This is a genomic window from Streptomyces pactum, from assembly GCF_016031615.1.
GTDB classification, from domain to species: Bacteria; Actinomycetota; Actinomycetes; order Streptomycetales; family Streptomycetaceae; genus Streptomyces; species Streptomyces pactus.
This window is the reverse complement of the sequence record NZ_JACYXC010000001.1, coordinates 6,697,540-6,713,296: the sequence shown is the minus strand read 5'-3', so window position 1 is coordinate 6,713,296 and position 15,757 is coordinate 6,697,540. Positions and strand designations below refer to the sequence as shown.

Genomic DNA, 15,757 nt, shown 5'->3' with positions numbered 1-15,757 from the left:
GCCGACACGGGCAGCAGCGGCCGGGCGGACTCTCGTTCCGCGCCGGACGGTTCACGGCGCCGTACCGCCCGCCCCCGACCTCCCCGGACGGCACAGCCTGCGGGCCGCGGCCCGCAGGGTCAGGTCCACCAGGGCCGCCGGCGCGTCGCGCTGTCCCCGCACTCCGGGGAAGGCGTTGATGTCCACGATCAGCGGGGTGCCGCCGGTGGTCTCCACGATGTCCACGCCGTAGACGTCCAGCGCGAAGACCTCTCCGACCCGGCGCACCAGGGCGGTCCGGCCGGGGAGCAGGCTCTCCGGGTCGAGCGGCCGGGTGGGGCCCCGCCCCCCGGGCGACAGCTCCGAGCGGCGCAGGGCGGCGAAGACGCGGTCCCCGATCGCCCACAGTTTGTGGTCCCAGCCGTCGTTGGGCGCGAAGTCCTGGACCACCACGGGTTCCTCGGGCCACGCGGCGGCCAGCTCCCGCAGCCGGGCCCCGTCGTCGGCCCGGGCCACCAGGTCGTGCCGCCGGCTGTGCCGGCTCTTGACCACCACCGGCCCGGCCGTCCGGGAGTCCCGGGCGAGGCCGGACAGGGTGGCGAAGGTGCGGGTGGCCGCGAAGGGCAGGCCGGCCGCCGCGGCGCGTTCGGCCATCGCCGTGCGGTCCTGGCACCGTGCGGTCGCCGCGGCGGAGTTCACCACGGGGGCGCCGAGCCGCTCCAGTGCGCGGGCGAGGGCCAGCGCGTCCGGGGTCCGTGACTTCAGCAGGTACACATCGGCCGGTTCCGCGGTCGCGTCCCGGGCCGCCCACGGGTCCACCGCCTCCACCCGGTGCCCCGCGGCGCGCAGCAGCGAGGTGGCCGCCGCCAGCAGCGGATGGCCGGGTTCGGCCGTGATCAGACCGACCCTCATACGCCCTCCCCCGCCACGGCGGGCGCCTGTGCCGGGGCCGGTACCCGCGGGGGGTGAGGGCGCGGTGCCGGCAGGGGTTTACCGGCGGCGCGGTGCTGCTCCGGCCGGCCGGGCGGGGCAGCCGTGGCGGTCCGGCCGCCGGTACGGGCCAGGGCGAGCACCGCTCGGGCCACCCGGGCGGCCGCGTCGGGGACCTGGCGGAAGCTGGGGAAGTCGTTGACGTCCACGACCACCGGCCCGTCCGGGCCCAGCAGGACGTCCACCCCGTACAGGTCGAGGTTGTAGACCGCCCCGACCCGCGCGACGATCGCGGCCAGTTCGGCGGACAGCTCCACCCGGCGCTCCCTGACCGGGAGGTCCGGGTGGAGCGGGGAGCGCCGTTCGGTCGCGTAGAACTCGCCGCCGACGCAGTAGACCTTGACGTCGATGCCCGAGTTGGCCACGTACGGCTGGGCGATCAGCATGCCCTCCCGGGCGAGCGCCGGCAGCATCCCGGTGAGCTGGTCCGGCGACGCCACCAGCCGGACCGCCCGCCCGGAGCTGCCGTCGGCGGGCTTGACCACCAGCGGGTACTCCGTCTCGGGGATCTGTGCCAGCAGTTCGGGCCGTGCCGCCGCGTACGTCGGCGGCAGCGGGAGTCCGCGGCTGCGGCCGATCGCCGCCGCCAGCGCCTTGTCGCGCACGCCACGTATGGACCTGGCGTCGTTGACCGTGGTCATCCCGGCCGAGGCGGCGGCTTCCAGCAGAGTCAGCCCCGGGCCTCCGGAGACCGTCTTGAGCACCCAGGCGTCGTGGCTGCCGGCCCGTACCGCCTCGGTCATCCGCAGCAGCGACCCGCCCGGCCGGAGCACATCCACCCGGTGTCCCCACGAGGTGAGCTGACGGATCACCTCGATCGGCATGCCGTCATGGCGGTAGTGCTCCTCCACCAGGAAGCAGAGCCTCATCGTCCTACCTCGTAACCTCCGGACACCCGCCGATCGCCTCCGGCGCGCTGCATCGTCACAGGATGTCATGGGCCCGCCGGCAATGATCTTCGGGTCCCGGGTGCCTGATCCCGGTACCGGGTGGCGGGTGCCGGGTGCTGGGTGCTGGGCGCCGGTGCCGGTGCCGGATTCCCGGTGCAGGCCCGATGCCGGGTTCGGGTGCCGGGTTCCGGTGCCGGGGTTCCGGAGAGGGCGGGGGCGGGTCGGACGGCCCGGCCCCGGTGCGACCGCGTGCCCGGTTGGCGGCGTCCGGCCGAGCACGCCCCGCCCGCCGGGGCGAGGGCCCGGGCGCCGGCCGCCGTGACCTCGCCCGCGGCCGGTGCCGCCCGGCAGGCCGCCCGAGCCCTACCGGCCCGGACGCCGGCGCCGGGGTCGGACGCCGGGCCAGGGTCGGACGCCGGGCCGGGGCCGGGGCCGGGGCCGGTTGAGAGGACCGGGACCCGCCGGGACCCGGGGCGGCGGTCCACCGCCTCCCCGGCCGGCCCCCGCCGCGGAGGCCGGGGCCGAACCCCGCCGGGACCGCGCCGGACCTCGACCCGCCGGGACCCGCCCGGCCGGGACCCGCCGGGCCGGGACCGGCCGGCCCGCGCCGTTGCTGATTGACATCAGAACAATTCCGACAAAGGGTTCCATGTGGGACAACCGCTGAGGGATGATGGTGACGACGACGCTGAGAAGGTGAAGATCACGAGCAACGGTGAGCCGGACAAGGCGCGGTCCTCCGAACGTCCCTCCCCCGCCCCGCAGCGGGTGTCGGCGACGGAGGCGATGCGCAGCGCGGCCCGGCAGCTGACCGAGCTGCTGGGGAAGGCGCCCGAGTCCGTCTCCTCCCTGAAGCCGACCGAGCAGGGCTGGGAGGCCGAGGTGGAGGTCGTGGAGCTGGAGCGCATCCCGGAGACGACCAGCGTGATGGCGAGCTATCGGGTGGTCCTGGATCCCGAGGGCCTGCTGCTGGCGTACGAACGCGGCCGCCGGTACTCCCGCTCGCAGATCGACAGGGACGACCGCTAGGTGGCCCGCCCCTTCGCCGGAAGGGAAGAGACGTGACGATCACTCCGCAGGGCGCCGGTGGTGCGGTACCCGCGCCGGCCGGCGGGTCGGGCAACCTGTACGACGTACTGGAACTGGTCCTCGACCGAGGGCTGGTCATCGACGTGTTCGCCCGGGTGTCCCTGGTGGGCATCGAACTGGTCAAGGTGGACGCACGCGTCGTGGTGGCCAGCGTGGACACGTACCTCCGCTTCGCCGAGGCGTGCAACCGGCTGGACCTGGAGAGCGGCCGCAAGGCCCCGGCCCAGCTGTCGGACATCGTGGAGAAGGGCGCCGAGGGCGGTGCCAGGGGCAAGAGCAAAGGGGCGCTGACGGGCGCCGTCGAGGCGTTCACCGACTCACTCCAGGGCGGCGGCCGGGACGAGCGCGGCGACCGGAGCGAACGGCGCGCCGAGCGCGGACACGAGCGCGCCGAACGCCGGTCGTCCCGGGAGAGGCGGGAGGAGTGACGCCATGCCGCTCTACGTGTACGCGATCACCAGGGCGTCACACCCGCTGCGCCTGGACGGGCTGACCGGGGTCGGCGAGGGGCAGGCACCGCTGCGCGCCGTCCGTGGTGATGCGCTGTGCGCGGTGGTGAGCGACTCCCCGGAGGGCCTGACGGTGGGGCGCCGGGACCTCCAGGCCCATCACGACGTGCAGCAGCGGCTGTGGGAGGACGGCACGGTGCTGCCGCTCAGCTTCGGGTTCGTCGCGGCGGACGAGGAGGCGGTGCACGCCGTCCTCCGGGACCGCGGCGAGCAGTTCACCCGGGCGCTGGAGGAACTGACCGGCCGGGTGGAGTTCAACGTGAAGGCGGTGCAGGACGAGGGCGCGCTGCTGCGCGAGGTCCTCGACCGGTCCCCCGAGGCGCGCCGGCTCAACGAGGCCACCCGCGACGGCGGTGGCGCTTACGAGGACCGGCTGGCGCTCGGGCAGCTCGTCGCCCAGCAGGTGCAGGCCGGCCAGGAGGCCGTCGCCGGCGAGGTGCTCTCGGCCCTGCGGCCGCTGGCACTGGGCGAACGGCTCGCGCCGCCCTCCCAGCAGTACGCGGTGAACGCGTCCTTCCTGGTGGACGTCGAGCGGGTGGAGGAGTTCACCGGGGCCGGGCGCGCACTCGACGAACGGTTCGGCGACGCGGTGGAGGTGCGGCTGCGCGGGCCGCTGCCGCCCTACAGCTTCATCTGACCCGGCCGGACCGGCACACGAGGAGGCACCCGATGGGACTGCTGACCCAGCTCGTGACCCTGCCGCTGGCGCCCGTCCGCGGCATCGGCTGGGTGCTCGACAAGGTCGTCCAGACCGCGGAGAACGAGTTCTACGACCCCGCCCCGGTCCTGGAGGAGCTGCGGAACCTGGAGGAGACCCGGTCCCGCGGGGAGATCGGACAGGAGGAGTTCGACCGCCGGGAGGCGGAGCTGCTGCGGCAGCTGGAGAGGAAGACGAGACGATGAACAACGCCAAGATCGGCACCGCTGTCCTCGGCGCCTACCTGCTGGGCCGGAAGAAGAAGGCGAAGATGGCCCTGGGCCTCGGCATGGCCATGGCCGGTGCCCGGGTCAGACCCGGGCAGCTCGGCAGGGCCCTGGCGGACTCCCCCTTCGTCGGCGAACTCGGCGAGCAGGTCCGCACCGAGCTGCTGAGCGCCGGCCGGACGGCAGCCGGCTCCCTGCTGACCGCCAAGGCCGACCGTCTCGCGGACACGCTCCACGAGCGCACGGCCGGGCTGCGGGAGAAGGCCCCGGGGGACGGCGGCGAACCGGCGGACGACGCGTCCGGCGGGGCGGACGAGCGGGACGGTGCGGACACCGCACGGGACGAGCACCGCGACGAACACCGCGACGAGAAGGACCGGGACGAGAAGGACCGGGGCGGGGGCCGGGACGAGAACGAGGACGAGGACCGGCAGGAGAACCGGGGCGAGGACCGGGGCGGGAGCCCCCGGCGGAACCGGGAGCAGGAGGCGCGGGCGGGAAGCCCCCGGCGCCGGACCGGCGGCTCCGCACCCGGCCGGGAGCGGAGCGGCACCGCACGTCCCCGCCGGGCGGCGGCGGAGGCGTCCGCGACGAGGAGGCCCGACGATGGCTGAGGGCGGAACGCTCGGCAGGATGCGCGAGCAGGCACGGGCGAATCCGGGCGTGAACCGGCTGATCGAGGAAGCCCAGTCCTACGTCCAGGAACGCGCCCGGCTCGCGGTGACGGACCTGGGGCAGCGGCTCGGCGACGCCGCCGGCCGGCTGGGTCAGGGGCAGCTGACGCCCGGCGGTCCCGGCGGCGGTCCGGCGTCCGGCCTGCGATCGCCGCGCGCGGCGCTGCTGGGCGCGGCGGCCTCGCACGCCAAGGGAGCGCTGGTGGACAAGGCCAAGGACATCACCGGTCTGGGCAAGCACCCCGGGAAGGGCCCGGCCCCCGGGGGCAAGAGCCTGGCCATCATCGAGGACATCGACGTGGGGGTGCCGGTACGCGAGGCGTACAACCAGTGGACGCAGTTCCAGGAGTTCTCCCGCTTCGCGAAGGGCGTGGTCGATGTCGATCAGGAGGACGACACCACCACCCAGTGGCAGGTGAAGATCGCCAAGTCGAACCGCCAGTGGCAGGGGAACATCACCGAGCAGCTGCCCGACCGGCGGATCGCCTGGACGACCGAGGGCGCCAAGGGCACCACCAGAGGCGTGGTGACCTTCCACCCGCTCGGCGAGAACCTGACCAAGGTGCTGCTGGTCCTGGAGTACTTCCCCAAGGGCCTGGTGGAGAAGACCGGCGGTCTGTGGCGGGCCCAGGGCCGCCGCGCCCGGCTCGACCTGAAGCTGTACCGCGCCTTCGTGATGATGCAGGGCGAGGCGACCGGCGGCTGGCGCGGGGAGATCCGCGACGGCGAGGTGGTCCGCGGGCCGGACGAGGAGGAGCCGCCGTCCGACGGCGAGGACGACGGGGACGAGGACGACGGGGAGCCGGACGACCGGGACGACCGTGACGAGGACGCCGGGGACGACCGGGACGCCGGGGACTACGAGGAGGACCACGAGGACGAGGAGGGCGAAGAGCACGAGGGGGACGGCGCGGACGAGGACGACGGCTTCGAGGAGGACGAGGACGACCGCCGGGAACCCGCCGGGGACCGCCCGTACGACGCGGACGACGACACGTGGGAGGACGAGGACGAGGCGCGGGACGCCGACGACGGCTACGACGAGGACGAGCCCGTCGCACCGGGCCCCGACGAGCACCCGCCCGGCGGGGGGCGTACGCACCGCGGTGGCACCGGGCGCTGACACCGCTCCAGGAAGCGAGGGCGAAGACGCCGTGACCCAGCCAGAGCCCACCGGCCCCGCGACGGGCGGGACCCTCTACCCCTACGGTCAGGGGTCGTCCAGCGCGAACCTCGCCGACATCCTTGAGCGCGTCCTCGACAAGGGCATCGTCATCGTCGGCGACATCAAGATCAACCTCCTGGACATCGAGCTGCTCACCATCAAACTGCGGCTGCTGGTCGCCTCCGTGGACAAGGCCAAGGAGATCGGCATCGACTGGTGGGAGCACGATCCGGCGCTGTCCTCCCGCGCCGACGGCAGGGGCGCCCTGGAGGAGCAGAACCAGCAGCTGCGCGCCGAGGTCAGGGAGTTGCGCAGGCGCGCCGTGGAGAGGCCGGGCGAGCTCCCCCGCGGTACCGCCCCCCGCCGCCGCGCCGCCCCGGAGCGGGAGGGCGAGGCCGCGCCGCGGCGCCGGAAGCGCCGGCCCGACGAAGGGGATGACCGGGACGGGGCGTCATGAGCGGGAGCCTGACCTACGCCTACGCGGTGGTGCGCCCCTCCGCGACGCTGGAGGCGGAGGCCCTGGCCGGGATGCCGGGGGTGGCGGGAGGACCGGTCGGCCTGGTGCGCTCCGGTGACCTCGCCGCGGCCGTCGGGGAGGTCCCGGCCGAGGAGTTCTCCGAGGTGGGGCTGCGTCGCCGGCTGGAGGACCTGGACTGGCTGGAGGTGACCGCCCGGGCCCACCACGCGGTGGTGGAGGCGCTCGCCGCGCACACCACGGTCCTGCCGCTGCGGCTGGCGACGGTCTACCTCGACCGCACCCGGGTCGCCGGCATGCTCACCGAACGCGCGGAGACCTTCGCGGCCCTGCTGGACCGGCTCGCGGACCACGAGGAGTGGGGCGTGAAGGTGTACGCGGAACCGCCCCCACCGGACACCGGCGCCGCCGGGCCGGGCGGCTCCGGACCGGGCGGCGCCGGCGCCACGGGGAACGAGGCCGCCGGGAACGGTGCCGCGGGAGCCGCGGACGCGCCGGGCGCCGGGCGCGCGTATCTGCGCCGCCGCCGGCACCAGCGCCGGTCGCGCGAGGAGTCCTGGGCGGCCGCGGAGGAGGCCGTCCGGCGGATCGAGGCACACGTCCGCGACCTGGCCCCGCAGCGGGCCCGCCACCGCGTCCAGCAGGGGGGAACGGCGGAGGGCGGCGGCGAGAACGTCGCCAACGACGCCTATCTCGTCCCCCGCGGTGCCGTGGACGAGTTCCGGCAGCGGGTCCGGCAGGCCACCGACGGCCTGCCCGGGGTGCGGGTGGACGTCACCGGGCCGTGGGCCCCGTACTCCTTCGCCACGCCGCCCACGGCGCAGCAGGGGGTGCGGCAGCGTTGAGCGAGTACCAGGACCGCCCCCTGGCCGACCGGCAGGTGGCGCTGATCGACCTGCTGGACCGGCTGCTGAGCGGCGGAGTGGTGCTCACCGGTGACCTGATGCTCTCGATCGCCGACATCGACCTGGTCCGGATCTCGCTGCGGGCCGTGATCGTCGCAGTCCGGGAGCAGGCCGAGGAGCAGTGGGCGCTGCTGCCGCCCGGCTCACCGACGGAGGACGGCGGCCATGACGAACCCTGGTGACCGCGCCGGTCCCGGCCGGCCCCCGGCGACCGACCGGCGGGACACGGAACCGCGGCAGCCGGCACCACCCGGGTCGGAACCCCCCGAGTCGGGACAGCCGGAGCCGGAACGGCGGGCCACCGGCCGGCCGCCGGACGCCGACCGGACACCGGAGGCCCACCGGAACCGGGGCGCACCTGGAGCCGGGACCGGCACCCCGCCGGCGCGCGGGCGTCCGGAACCGGAGAACCGCCGGCCACGGAGGGCCCCAGGGCCCCGGGACGGTGACCGCCCGCCGGACGAGGACGTGGACCGGATGCGCGAGGTGGCCCGGGCGGCGGCGCACGCGCTGTCGCTGCTGCCCGCCCGGCCCGACGAGGTGCCCCCCGCACCGGAGCGGCCCGGCACGGAGGCGGCCCGCCGTCTGCACACCGATCCGGACACCGTCGAACGCGATCTCGTCCGGCTGGTCCTCACCATCGTGGAGCTGCTCCGTCAGCTGATGGAGCGACAGGCCCTGCGCCGGGTGGATGAGGGGGGTCTCAGCGAGGAGCAGGAGGAGCGGCTCGGCCGCACGCTGATGATCCTGCACGACCGGATGACCGAGCTGTGCGACCGCTACGGCCTCACCATGGACGATCTCAACCTCGACCTGGGGCCGCTGGGCCCGCTGCTGCCGCCCTGACCGGATGGCCTGCCGCGCCCGCCACGCCCGCCGGCGGTACCGCTCCGGTGCGGCCGGCCACGACGGCCGTCCGCGCCCCGCCGTCGGGGGTCTTCCCGTCGGTGGGCCCGCGGGCCGGCCGGAGCCGGGCCGCCGTGGCATTGCCGCGGCCGCCCCGCGGGTCCACAGTGGTCGGCGACGCGCCTTTCGTTCGGGGGGACTTGTGTGGGGCCTTGTGTTCGTCATCTCCTGTCTGGTGGCGGGCGCCGCCACCGTCCACCGGGTCCGGATGTACCGGGCGCTGCACGCCGCGGCGGTGGATCCGCTTCCGCCGGACGGCGCGCCCACCGTGTACGAGGCGGCGCATCTGACCGGGGGGCCGGCGAGGGTCGCCGAGACGGCGCTGACGGCGCTGTACCTGTCCGGCCGCCTGACCGTGCCCGACACCTACCAGGTGGCCCTGGCCACCGCCCCGCCGCCGGAGGACCCCGTCCAGGCGCAGCTCCTCGCCCTGCGGGACCCGGACGCCGCCGACCAGGACGCGCGCGCCCTGCGGGACCGGGCGGCCGCGGCGCCCGCGGTCGGCCGGATCGCCGATCGGCTCGTCCGCTCCGGACTGCTGTTCCACCCGGGACGACACCGGGTGGCCCACCGCGCCGCCGCTGCGCAGCTCTCGGTGCTCTTCCTGTTCTGCGCGGCGGGAGCCGCGGTCGTCCTCGCCGAACTGGTGCGTGACGGTGATCCCCTGCCTCCGCTGGTCGCGTTCGCCGTGGCGGCGGTGGCCTGCGGCTTCGCCACGGCCTGCACCCGGGTGACGCCGTACGAGACCCGCACGCCCATCGGCACGGTGGTGTACAACCGCTTGCGTGACGAGGAGCTGGCGCCGCGGCCCGAGCCGGGCCCGGCTCCGGACGCGGCGGACGCCGCGCTGCTGACCCAGGTGGCCTGCCACGGGTCGTCCCGGATGCCACCGGAGTGGGGGCTGAGCCAGGCGCTGCGGGGCCGTCCCCCCACCCGCTCGTCCGGCGGTTCCGCGGGCGGCTCGAACTCCTCGCACCAGATATCGGACCCGCCCGGTCTGGGCAGCCCGGGGTGCGCCGGCTGCGCGGGATGCGGAGGGTGCGGCGGCGGGCTGTGACCGCCGGGGCCGTCACCGGCCGCCACGGCTCCCGGCCCCCGGCCGCCCGGCCCGACTGCGGAAATCCCCGCCCGTCACGGACCCCGGCGGTGCGGGCGACATGGCCCGGCCACACCGCACTCGGCCCGGGATCAGGACGGCTTCGAAGAACTCCGGCAGGCCGGAGCGCGCGAGCGTGGCGCGCTGCTGCCGGGATCCCCCGCTCGTGTAGACGGCCGGACGCGGTCCGCGGGACCGGCACACCGCCGGACCGCCGGGGCGGGCGGCCGGCGGACGCCGCACGCTCGCTCCGCACCGGGCCGGCGGCCCGGGCACGGCAGCGGCACTACAGCAGGCTGTACCCGACAACCTCCGGCGTGCGGTATCGGCGTCCCCCGTGCCGGCGCCTACCTTCCCCCTATGCGAAAGGTCCTGCACACCGTCCCGCTGGTCCTGGCGCTCGGCGCCACCACAGCCGCCCTGGCCGTCGCGCCCCCCGCCGTGGGCGCGGGCACGACGCCGCCCTGCTCGCCGCACGTCGACGGCGCGGGAGCGCAGCACGTCACCGGCACCCCCGACGTACCCGACCACCCTCGGCTGCGCCGCAACGCCGAAGCCCTCGCGGCCCTGGGCGTCCCCGCCGTCCAGGCCAGGGCGACCACACCTCACACCACCTGCGCCGTGCGCGTCGGCGTCGCCGACGTGGACACCGCACGCCCGATCCCGCACGACGGGGCGTTCCGGATCGCCAGCACCTCCAAGGCCTTCACCGCGACGGTGGTGCTGCAACTCGTCGGCGAGGGACGCCTCGGACTCGACGACCGCGTCGAGCGGTGGATGCCGGGGATCGTGGCCGGCCGTCCGATCACGATCCGCCAGCTGCTCCAGCACACCTCGGGTCTCCGGGACGCCATCCCGACGTGGAACTCCGAAGCGGAGTACCTGGCGATGCGGCACCAGCGTCACGACACGGAGGACTTGGTGTCGCGCGGAGTCGCGCTGCCCCAGCTCTTCCCTCCCGGCGAAGGCTGGGCCTACTCCAACACCGGCTACATGATCGCCGAACTGCTCATCGAGCGCATCACCGGCCGACCGTGGGACCGCGAGTTCGATCGCCGCATCTTCCGGCCGCTGGGCATGCGGCACACCTACTGGCCCGGGTCGTCACCGGAGATCCGGCTGCCGCACGCCGAGCAGTACCAGCGGTTCGACGGCGAACTCGTCGACGTCACCTCCCAGATCCCCGCCTACCCGGCCGGAGGCATCGTCTCCACGACGCGCGACCTCGACGTCTTCTTCCGGGCGCTCCTCGGCGGCCGTCTCCTGCGCCCGGCCGAGCTGGCCGAGATGAAGACCACCCGCCCGGTCGGCCCCGACGTCGAGAGGTTCTGGCCCGACGGCCGCTACGGCCTCGGTCTGGTCTCCCGGCCGCTGCCCGACGGACGCCGGTACTGGGGACACGACGGCGGCGACTCGGGATCCATCGTCATGGCCGGCGCCACCGAAGACGGCCGGCGAAGCGCGGTGGTCTCCATGAACCTCGCGCTCGACGGCAGCCTGCCCGAGACGCTCGCCCAACTGCGCGCCGCCGACCGCGTCATCACCGACGTGCTCCATCCGCCCCGCCCGTAGGCCCGACACCGGCAGGCGTCGCGCGACGATCCCCGCCTCGCGGAGGGGAGGGCCGGCGTTCGCGGTGCCGCCGCCCCCGCTCGTGGCCGGTACGGCCGGCGTGAGGCTCGCCTCCGGCGCCCGGGCTCATGCCCGGGTCAGGGCGCGGTCCCGTCCGCATCCGGCCGGCCGAGTTCGGCCGTCAGGAGCCGCAGCAGGCCGGGGCAGTGCTTGTCGATCTCCTCCCTGCGCAGCCTCAGCGTGCTTCCGTTGCCGTGGTCGCGCTGCACGACCAGTCCCGCCTCCCGCAGGACGCGGAAGTGGTAGGTACGCGTGGCCTTCTTCACCGGCAGGTCGAACGACCCGCAGGCGCGCTCCCGGTCCTCGGGGTCGGCCGCGAGTTCGGCGATCACCCGCCGCCGGGAGTCGTCCGCGAGCGCGGCGAACACTTTTCCGAGGTCCATACGTCTCCTCCAGGTACGACTTGCATCGTACCTCGCGGCCTGCCTAGGCTCCCAGGTATGAAAATCTCCATACCTGAGGGAAGTGGCCCCGTCGGCATCTACGGGTTCGCCCGCCCCCGCCCCGAACGGGCCGAGGAGCTCGAACGGCTGCTCCTTTCGTTCGTCGCACCGACCCGTGCCGAACCCGGTGCCCTGCAGTACCAGGTGCACCGCGACACCGCCGACCCCACCACGCTGGTCTTCTACGAGCTGTGGCGCTCGGCGGACGACCTGCGCAACCACCTCGCCCGGCCCGACCTCGTCCGGTTCCAGGAGACGCGCATGGACTATCTGCGCGAGGACCTGGAGATCCACTGGCTGACCCCCCTCACCGCCGACGCGACGCCCCGGCCCCCGGAGCCGCACGCGTAGGCGTGGCCTGCCCCTCGGCCCGTTCGCCGTCCGGTTCGACGCCGCGTCCGGTCACCCCGAGCGGACCGCCCGACGGAAGCGGGCCGCGACCTTCGCGGCCGGGAGCCCGCCGGCCCTGACCACGTCCCCCACCCGACCGGGGCCGGGCAGCCCCCGGCCCCGGCCCGGACTGGATGACCGGGTGACCTCAGGGGCGCGCCGTCTCCTCGCTGCCGCGCAGCCCGCCCGGGACAGGCGGCATCAGCTCACTCAGGGGCCCTCGGTGGCACGCACAGCCGGACGGCGTGCACCCCCGCCCGGCACCCCCTCGAAACGAGAGCGAGCCTCCGGACACCCGGCGCGAGTGGCCTGCTACTCCTCGCACTGGTGGGAGGACGGATCCACCACCACCCGGTCGAGCAGGTCCCGCAACAGGGTCTGCTCCTCCGCGGTGAGGCCGCCGAAGAGCTCGCGTTCCGCCGCACACACCGCCTCGTCGATGCGCTCCAAGGCCCGACGCCCCCCGGTCCGGCGCGGGCGTCACCGCCTGCGCCAGGACCGGATACCCGCGCGGCGCCGGGGGCAGCCACGGCCATGGCGGCCGCCGGCCGGCGGCCGCGAAGGTACAGGTAGCGGTAGTGCCAGGCGAGCCGCACGCTTCCCATACTGATCGCCATGTACGGAACGAACGCGCTGCGTGCCGGTGGCTTCCTGGTCGGCAACCTGTTCGCGGCCCTCGGCGGGGTCTTCCTCCTGCCGCGCCCGGCGATGGCACCCGGTTGGGCGGACCGGCGGCGCGCCCGCGCCCGGCGATGGCTCGGCACGCCGGCGGAGTCGTCGCCGACGACGCGGCGCTGGCTGCTGGTCAACGCGGTGACGGGCGCGCCGGCCGGGCTGCTGGCGCTGCTGGTGCTCGCCAACATCATCGTCGGCGTGATCGGGATGACCGCGTGGTGGGCGCTGCCCGCGGCGAACCGCCCCCGGCTGTGGGTGGACCTGCGGATCGACGGGTGGGGGGACGCGCTCGGGCTCGGCATCCCGCAGGTCCTGGTGCTCGGGGCCGTGGCGCAGTACGTCCTGCCGGTGCTGGCCCGTGCGCAGGCGCGGCTGCTCGCGCCGTCCGGGCGGGAACGGATGGCCGCGCGCATGGCCACGCTGACGAAGACCCGCGCCGACGTCCTCGATGCGCACGGAGCGGAACTGCGCCGGATCGAGCGTGACCTGCACGACGGTGCGCAGGGGCGGCTCGTGGCGATGACGATGGAACTCGCGCTGGCCCGGCAGGCGGTGCGGGACGAGCCGGATGCGGCCGAGGCGCTGATCGAACGCGCGCACGCGAGCGCCGAGGCGGCGTTGTCCGAACTCCGGGACGTGGTGCGGACGATCTACCCGCCGATCCTCGCCGACCGGGGCCTGCCCGGCGCCCTCTCCGCGGTCGTCGCACGGTCCGGCGTGCCGGCGAGGCTGGACGTGGGCGAGTTGGGGGACGTGCCTGCCGCGGTGGAGACCGTGGCGTACTTCACGGTGGTGGAGACGCTGACGAACGCGACCAAGCACAGCGGTGCCACGGCAGCCACGGTGGTGCTCGAACGGGCGGGCGGCGGCCTGCGCGTCCGGGTCACCGACGACGGGGTCGGCGGCGCCGACGAGTCGCGGGGAACCGGGCTGGCCGGTGTCCGCCGTCGCGTGCTGGCGCTCGACGGCGAGGTCACCGTGGACAGCCCGGCGGGCGGCCCGACGGTCGTGACGGTGGAGTTGCCGTGCGGCTGGTGATCGCCGAGGACAACGTGCTGCTGGCGGAAGGACTGCAGTTGATCCTGGCCAGGCATCACGTCGAGGTCCTGCGGGTCGTGGAGACCGCGGACGGGCTGCTCGCGGCGGTGGAGGAGTGCGCGCCGGACGCGGCGATCGTCGACGTGCGGCTGCCGCCCTCGTTCCGCGACGAGGGCCTGCGAGCGGCGATCGCCGTGCGGCGCAGACGGGAGGGATTCCCGATCCTGGTGTTGTCCCAGTACATCGAACAGGCCTATGCCACCGAGCTGTTGTCCACCGGCCACCACGGGGTCGGCTACCTGCTGAAGGACCGCGTCGGGCGCGTCGCGGAGTTCGTCGACGCCCTGCGCAGCGTCGCCGCGGGCGGCCTGGCGCTCGACGCCGAGGTCATCACCCAGGTGGTGCGCCGGCGCGACGACCCCTTGGAAGCGCTGACGCCACGGGAACGGGAAGTCCTCGGCCTCATGGCGGAAGGCCTCGACAACGCGACGATCGCCGCGCGCCTGCGGGTGTCGGACAACGCGGTCCACAAGCACATCGGCCATGTCTTCGCCAAGCTCGGGCTCGCCGCGGGGGACCCGGGCCACCGCCGGGTCCTGGCCGTCCTGACCTACCTGGACGCGTTGCCCCGGTAGCGCGGATGCGTCGCGGGGTGGCAACGCATCCGGCGGCGTCCGCAGCCAGCAGCGGCGCGTCCCGCACGGCCGGGCCGTCCCGGTGCGGAACGTCCGCACGATCCCGCTCAGGACCCGGCGGTCGGCCGGCCGCTTCCGCCCCCGCAACGCCTCGGGCAGCAACGGCCCGGCGAACACCTGATCGATGTCGCACAGTTCATGGCGACGCGTCACGACACCGTGATCCACCAGCCGTGATCGTGTGAAGGCACTGCCTAGACCCATCCCTCGTCGAGGTAAACCGTCCAGGTGCTTCCCACCGCCTTGTGCAGTTCAACCAGGGCCGCCACGTCGGCGACGACTGCCGGGGCGTCGGACAGGCGCAACGGGGAGTTCGGGACGCCGTTTCGGGTGTAGACCGGCAGCTCGCCGTTGCAGCTGAAGGCGTGAAGCGGTGGCAGAGCATCGTTGAACCATGCGGGACGGTTCTCCTCGGCCCACGCAGCCGCGGCATCGACACGATCCACATGCACCAGCAGATGCTCAGGAGCCGGCCCACCACTGAACTGCACGAGGAATTCCTGGGCGTCCACCGCCCACCAATCCCACATGTATCCGGGTCGGGGGTGCCGCAGAACGGTCGTCATGCCGTCACCGTATCCAGGCCGGACAAGGACATCGAAGGTGATGTGAAGGAAACGGCCCAGGTTCTGTCCGGCGGATCACGTGACTGTCAGTTCGTTGTCTCTTGGCATGGGGTGTGGCGGACCATGGGCAGGAGAGCGGGAGGATCGGTGGTGAGCTGGAGCTGACCGGGCGGTTCGTCAGCGACGTGGGCAGCGGGCTTGCAGGACGGGGTCCTGGACGCGGACCTCACCCGTTGTGCCGACGTGCAGGAATTCGGCGTATCCGTCGCCGTCCACGTCGGCGAACTGGATCTCCTCCGGCGGAATGGCCGTTTCCGGGTCCGGCACGATCTCCCCGATGTCGTGGAGTGCTGTGCACGATCGCTCGCGCATGAGCCGTGCCCCTGCGCCGCCTTGGGGGGCGATGAGGATCTGGTCGGCACGCCCGTTTCCGTCGAGGTCGGCATACCTGATCTCACGGTCGGGCACCGTTTCTTGGAGGGCCTTCCCGCGGCCGGTGCGCACGGGGCCGGTGCCGCCGGTTCGGGCCCGGGTACGTACGGCTCGGTGCGCGTCGCGAGGAGGAGGCGGCGGAGAGCGGTGTACGTCCGGTGCCGGGGCGAGTCGGCCTTGAAGATGCCGGAGTGGTCGCCCGGCAGGGCGGAGCTGTCCGGGAAGACGAACTGCGCCGAGGCGCGGGACACCACGCCGTCGCTCTCGCCCGCGTACACCGACCC

General features: G+C 74.7%; 21 protein-coding genes. 15 read left to right on the top strand and 6 right to left on the bottom strand.

Translation table 11 applies throughout. The annotated features are described in order from the left end of the window. Positions 1–51 precede the first annotated feature (51 nt). Together IHE55_RS26535 and IHE55_RS26530 are read right to left on the bottom strand one after the other, a co-directional pair. Positions 52–891 (bottom strand): ATP-grasp domain-containing protein, encoded by an 840-nt coding sequence (locus IHE55_RS26535; RefSeq protein WP_197991339.1) that lies wholly within the window; start codon positions 889–891, stop codon positions 52–54. Then, positions 888–1,838, bottom strand: coding sequence for an ATP-grasp domain-containing protein (locus IHE55_RS26530; protein WP_197991338.1), 951 nt, complete (start codon positions 1,836–1,838; stop codon positions 888–890). The genes IHE55_RS26535 and IHE55_RS26530 overlap by 4 nt, the downstream gene beginning before the upstream one ends. Before the next feature lie 723 nt (positions 1,839–2,561). On the opposite strand from IHE55_RS26530, the gene IHE55_RS26525 reads away from it, so the two are divergent. The 12 genes from IHE55_RS26525 to IHE55_RS26470 all read left to right on the top strand — a co-directional run bounded on the left by IHE55_RS26525 (position 2,562) and on the right by IHE55_RS26470 (position 11,174). After that, positions 2,562–2,888: a gas vesicle protein GvpO gene (locus IHE55_RS26525; RefSeq protein WP_197992265.1), complete on the top strand. Its 327-nt coding sequence runs from the start codon at positions 2,562–2,564 to the stop codon at positions 2,886–2,888. A 38-nt stretch (positions 2,889–2,926) separates the two neighbouring features. Beyond that, on the top strand, positions 2,927–3,376 hold the full coding sequence (gene gvpJ / locus IHE55_RS26520; RefSeq protein ID WP_372442783.1) for a gas vesicle protein GvpJ: 450 nt from the start codon (positions 2,927–2,929) through the stop codon (positions 3,374–3,376). Between the two features lie 4 nt (positions 3,377–3,380). Then, positions 3,381–4,094 (top strand): GvpL/GvpF family gas vesicle protein, encoded by a 714-nt coding sequence (locus tag IHE55_RS26515; protein ID WP_197991336.1) that lies wholly within the window; start codon positions 3,381–3,383, stop codon positions 4,092–4,094. A gap of 32 nt (positions 4,095–4,126) precedes the next feature. Next, complete coding sequence (locus tag IHE55_RS26510; RefSeq protein ID WP_197991335.1) at positions 4,127–4,360, top strand: gas vesicle protein GvpG; 234 nt, start codon at positions 4,127–4,129, stop codon at positions 4,358–4,360. After that, the gene (locus IHE55_RS26505; RefSeq protein ID WP_197991334.1) at positions 4,357–4,995 is read left to right on the top strand and encodes an ABC transporter substrate-binding protein; all 639 of its coding nucleotides are present in this window, start codon (positions 4,357–4,359) and stop codon (positions 4,993–4,995) included. The genes IHE55_RS26510 and IHE55_RS26505 overlap by 4 nt, the downstream gene beginning before the upstream one ends. Next, on the top strand, positions 4,988–6,178 hold the full coding sequence (locus IHE55_RS26500; RefSeq protein ID WP_197991333.1) for an SRPBCC family protein: 1,191 nt from the start codon (positions 4,988–4,990) through the stop codon (positions 6,176–6,178). Before IHE55_RS26505 ends, IHE55_RS26500 begins: the two co-directional genes overlap by 8 nt. Positions 6,179–6,209: 31 nt before the next feature. Further along, positions 6,210–6,677 (top strand): gas vesicle protein, encoded by a 468-nt coding sequence (locus IHE55_RS26495; RefSeq protein ID WP_197991332.1) that lies wholly within the window; start codon positions 6,210–6,212, stop codon positions 6,675–6,677. After that, positions 6,674–7,540, top strand: coding sequence for a GvpL/GvpF family gas vesicle protein (locus tag IHE55_RS26490; RefSeq protein ID WP_197991331.1), 867 nt, complete (start codon positions 6,674–6,676; stop codon positions 7,538–7,540). Before IHE55_RS26495 ends, IHE55_RS26490 begins: the two co-directional genes overlap by 4 nt. Next, positions 7,537–7,782 (top strand): gas vesicle protein, encoded by a 246-nt coding sequence (locus IHE55_RS26485; RefSeq protein ID WP_197991330.1) that lies wholly within the window; start codon positions 7,537–7,539, stop codon positions 7,780–7,782. Before IHE55_RS26490 ends, IHE55_RS26485 begins: the two co-directional genes overlap by 4 nt. 295 nt (positions 7,783–8,077) lie before the next feature. Then, positions 8,078–8,446 carry a gas vesicle protein K gene (locus tag IHE55_RS26480; RefSeq protein ID WP_197991329.1) on the top strand — a complete coding sequence of 123 codons (369 nt, stop codon included), beginning with the start codon at positions 8,078–8,080 and terminating at the stop codon, positions 8,444–8,446. Between the two features lie 202 nt (positions 8,447–8,648). Then, the gene (locus IHE55_RS26475; protein ID WP_197991328.1) at positions 8,649–9,563 is read left to right on the top strand and encodes a TIGR04222 domain-containing membrane protein; all 915 of its coding nucleotides are present in this window, start codon (positions 8,649–8,651) and stop codon (positions 9,561–9,563) included. 399 nt (positions 9,564–9,962) lie between these two features. Next, a complete protein-coding gene (locus tag IHE55_RS26470; protein ID WP_197991327.1) occupies positions 9,963–11,174 on the top strand; it encodes a serine hydrolase domain-containing protein in 1,212 nt (403 codons plus the stop codon). Between the two features lie 137 nt (positions 11,175–11,311). Here the strand turns inward: IHE55_RS26470 and IHE55_RS26465 are convergent, their stop codons facing one another. Continuing rightward, positions 11,312–11,617 (bottom strand): ArsR/SmtB family transcription factor, encoded by a 306-nt coding sequence (locus IHE55_RS26465; RefSeq protein ID WP_197991326.1) that lies wholly within the window; start codon positions 11,615–11,617, stop codon positions 11,312–11,314. A gap of 57 nt (positions 11,618–11,674) precedes the next feature. On the opposite strand from IHE55_RS26465, the gene IHE55_RS26460 reads away from it, so the two are divergent. Continuing rightward, positions 11,675–12,028 carry a putative quinol monooxygenase gene (locus tag IHE55_RS26460; RefSeq protein ID WP_197991325.1) on the top strand — a complete coding sequence of 118 codons (354 nt, stop codon included), beginning with the start codon at positions 11,675–11,677 and terminating at the stop codon, positions 12,026–12,028. Positions 12,029–12,379: 351 nt separating this feature from the next. Here the strand turns inward: IHE55_RS26460 and IHE55_RS26455 are convergent, their stop codons facing one another. Then, positions 12,380–12,517 carry a winged helix DNA-binding protein gene (locus IHE55_RS26455; RefSeq protein WP_197991324.1) on the bottom strand — a complete coding sequence of 46 codons (138 nt, stop codon included), beginning with the start codon at positions 12,515–12,517 and terminating at the stop codon, positions 12,380–12,382. 165 nt (positions 12,518–12,682) lie between these two features. On the opposite strand from IHE55_RS26455, the gene IHE55_RS26450 reads away from it, so the two are divergent. Then, entirely contained in the window at positions 12,683–13,780 is a 1,098-nt protein-coding gene (locus IHE55_RS26450) for a sensor histidine kinase (protein WP_197991323.1), read from the top strand. After that, on the top strand, positions 13,768–14,415 hold the full coding sequence (locus IHE55_RS26445; protein ID WP_197991322.1) for a LuxR C-terminal-related transcriptional regulator: 648 nt from the start codon (positions 13,768–13,770) through the stop codon (positions 14,413–14,415). The genes IHE55_RS26450 and IHE55_RS26445 overlap by 13 nt, the downstream gene beginning before the upstream one ends. 254 nt (positions 14,416–14,669) lie before the next feature. Here the strand turns inward: IHE55_RS26445 and IHE55_RS26440 are convergent, their stop codons facing one another. Further along, complete coding sequence (locus IHE55_RS26440) at positions 14,670–15,041, bottom strand: hypothetical protein (protein WP_197991321.1); 372 nt, start codon at positions 15,039–15,041, stop codon at positions 14,670–14,672. Between the two features lie 177 nt (positions 15,042–15,218). After that, on the bottom strand, positions 15,219–15,413 hold the full coding sequence (locus IHE55_RS31810) for a hypothetical protein (RefSeq protein WP_232265706.1): 195 nt from the start codon (positions 15,411–15,413) through the stop codon (positions 15,219–15,221). Between the last annotated feature and the right edge of the window lie 344 nt (positions 15,414–15,757).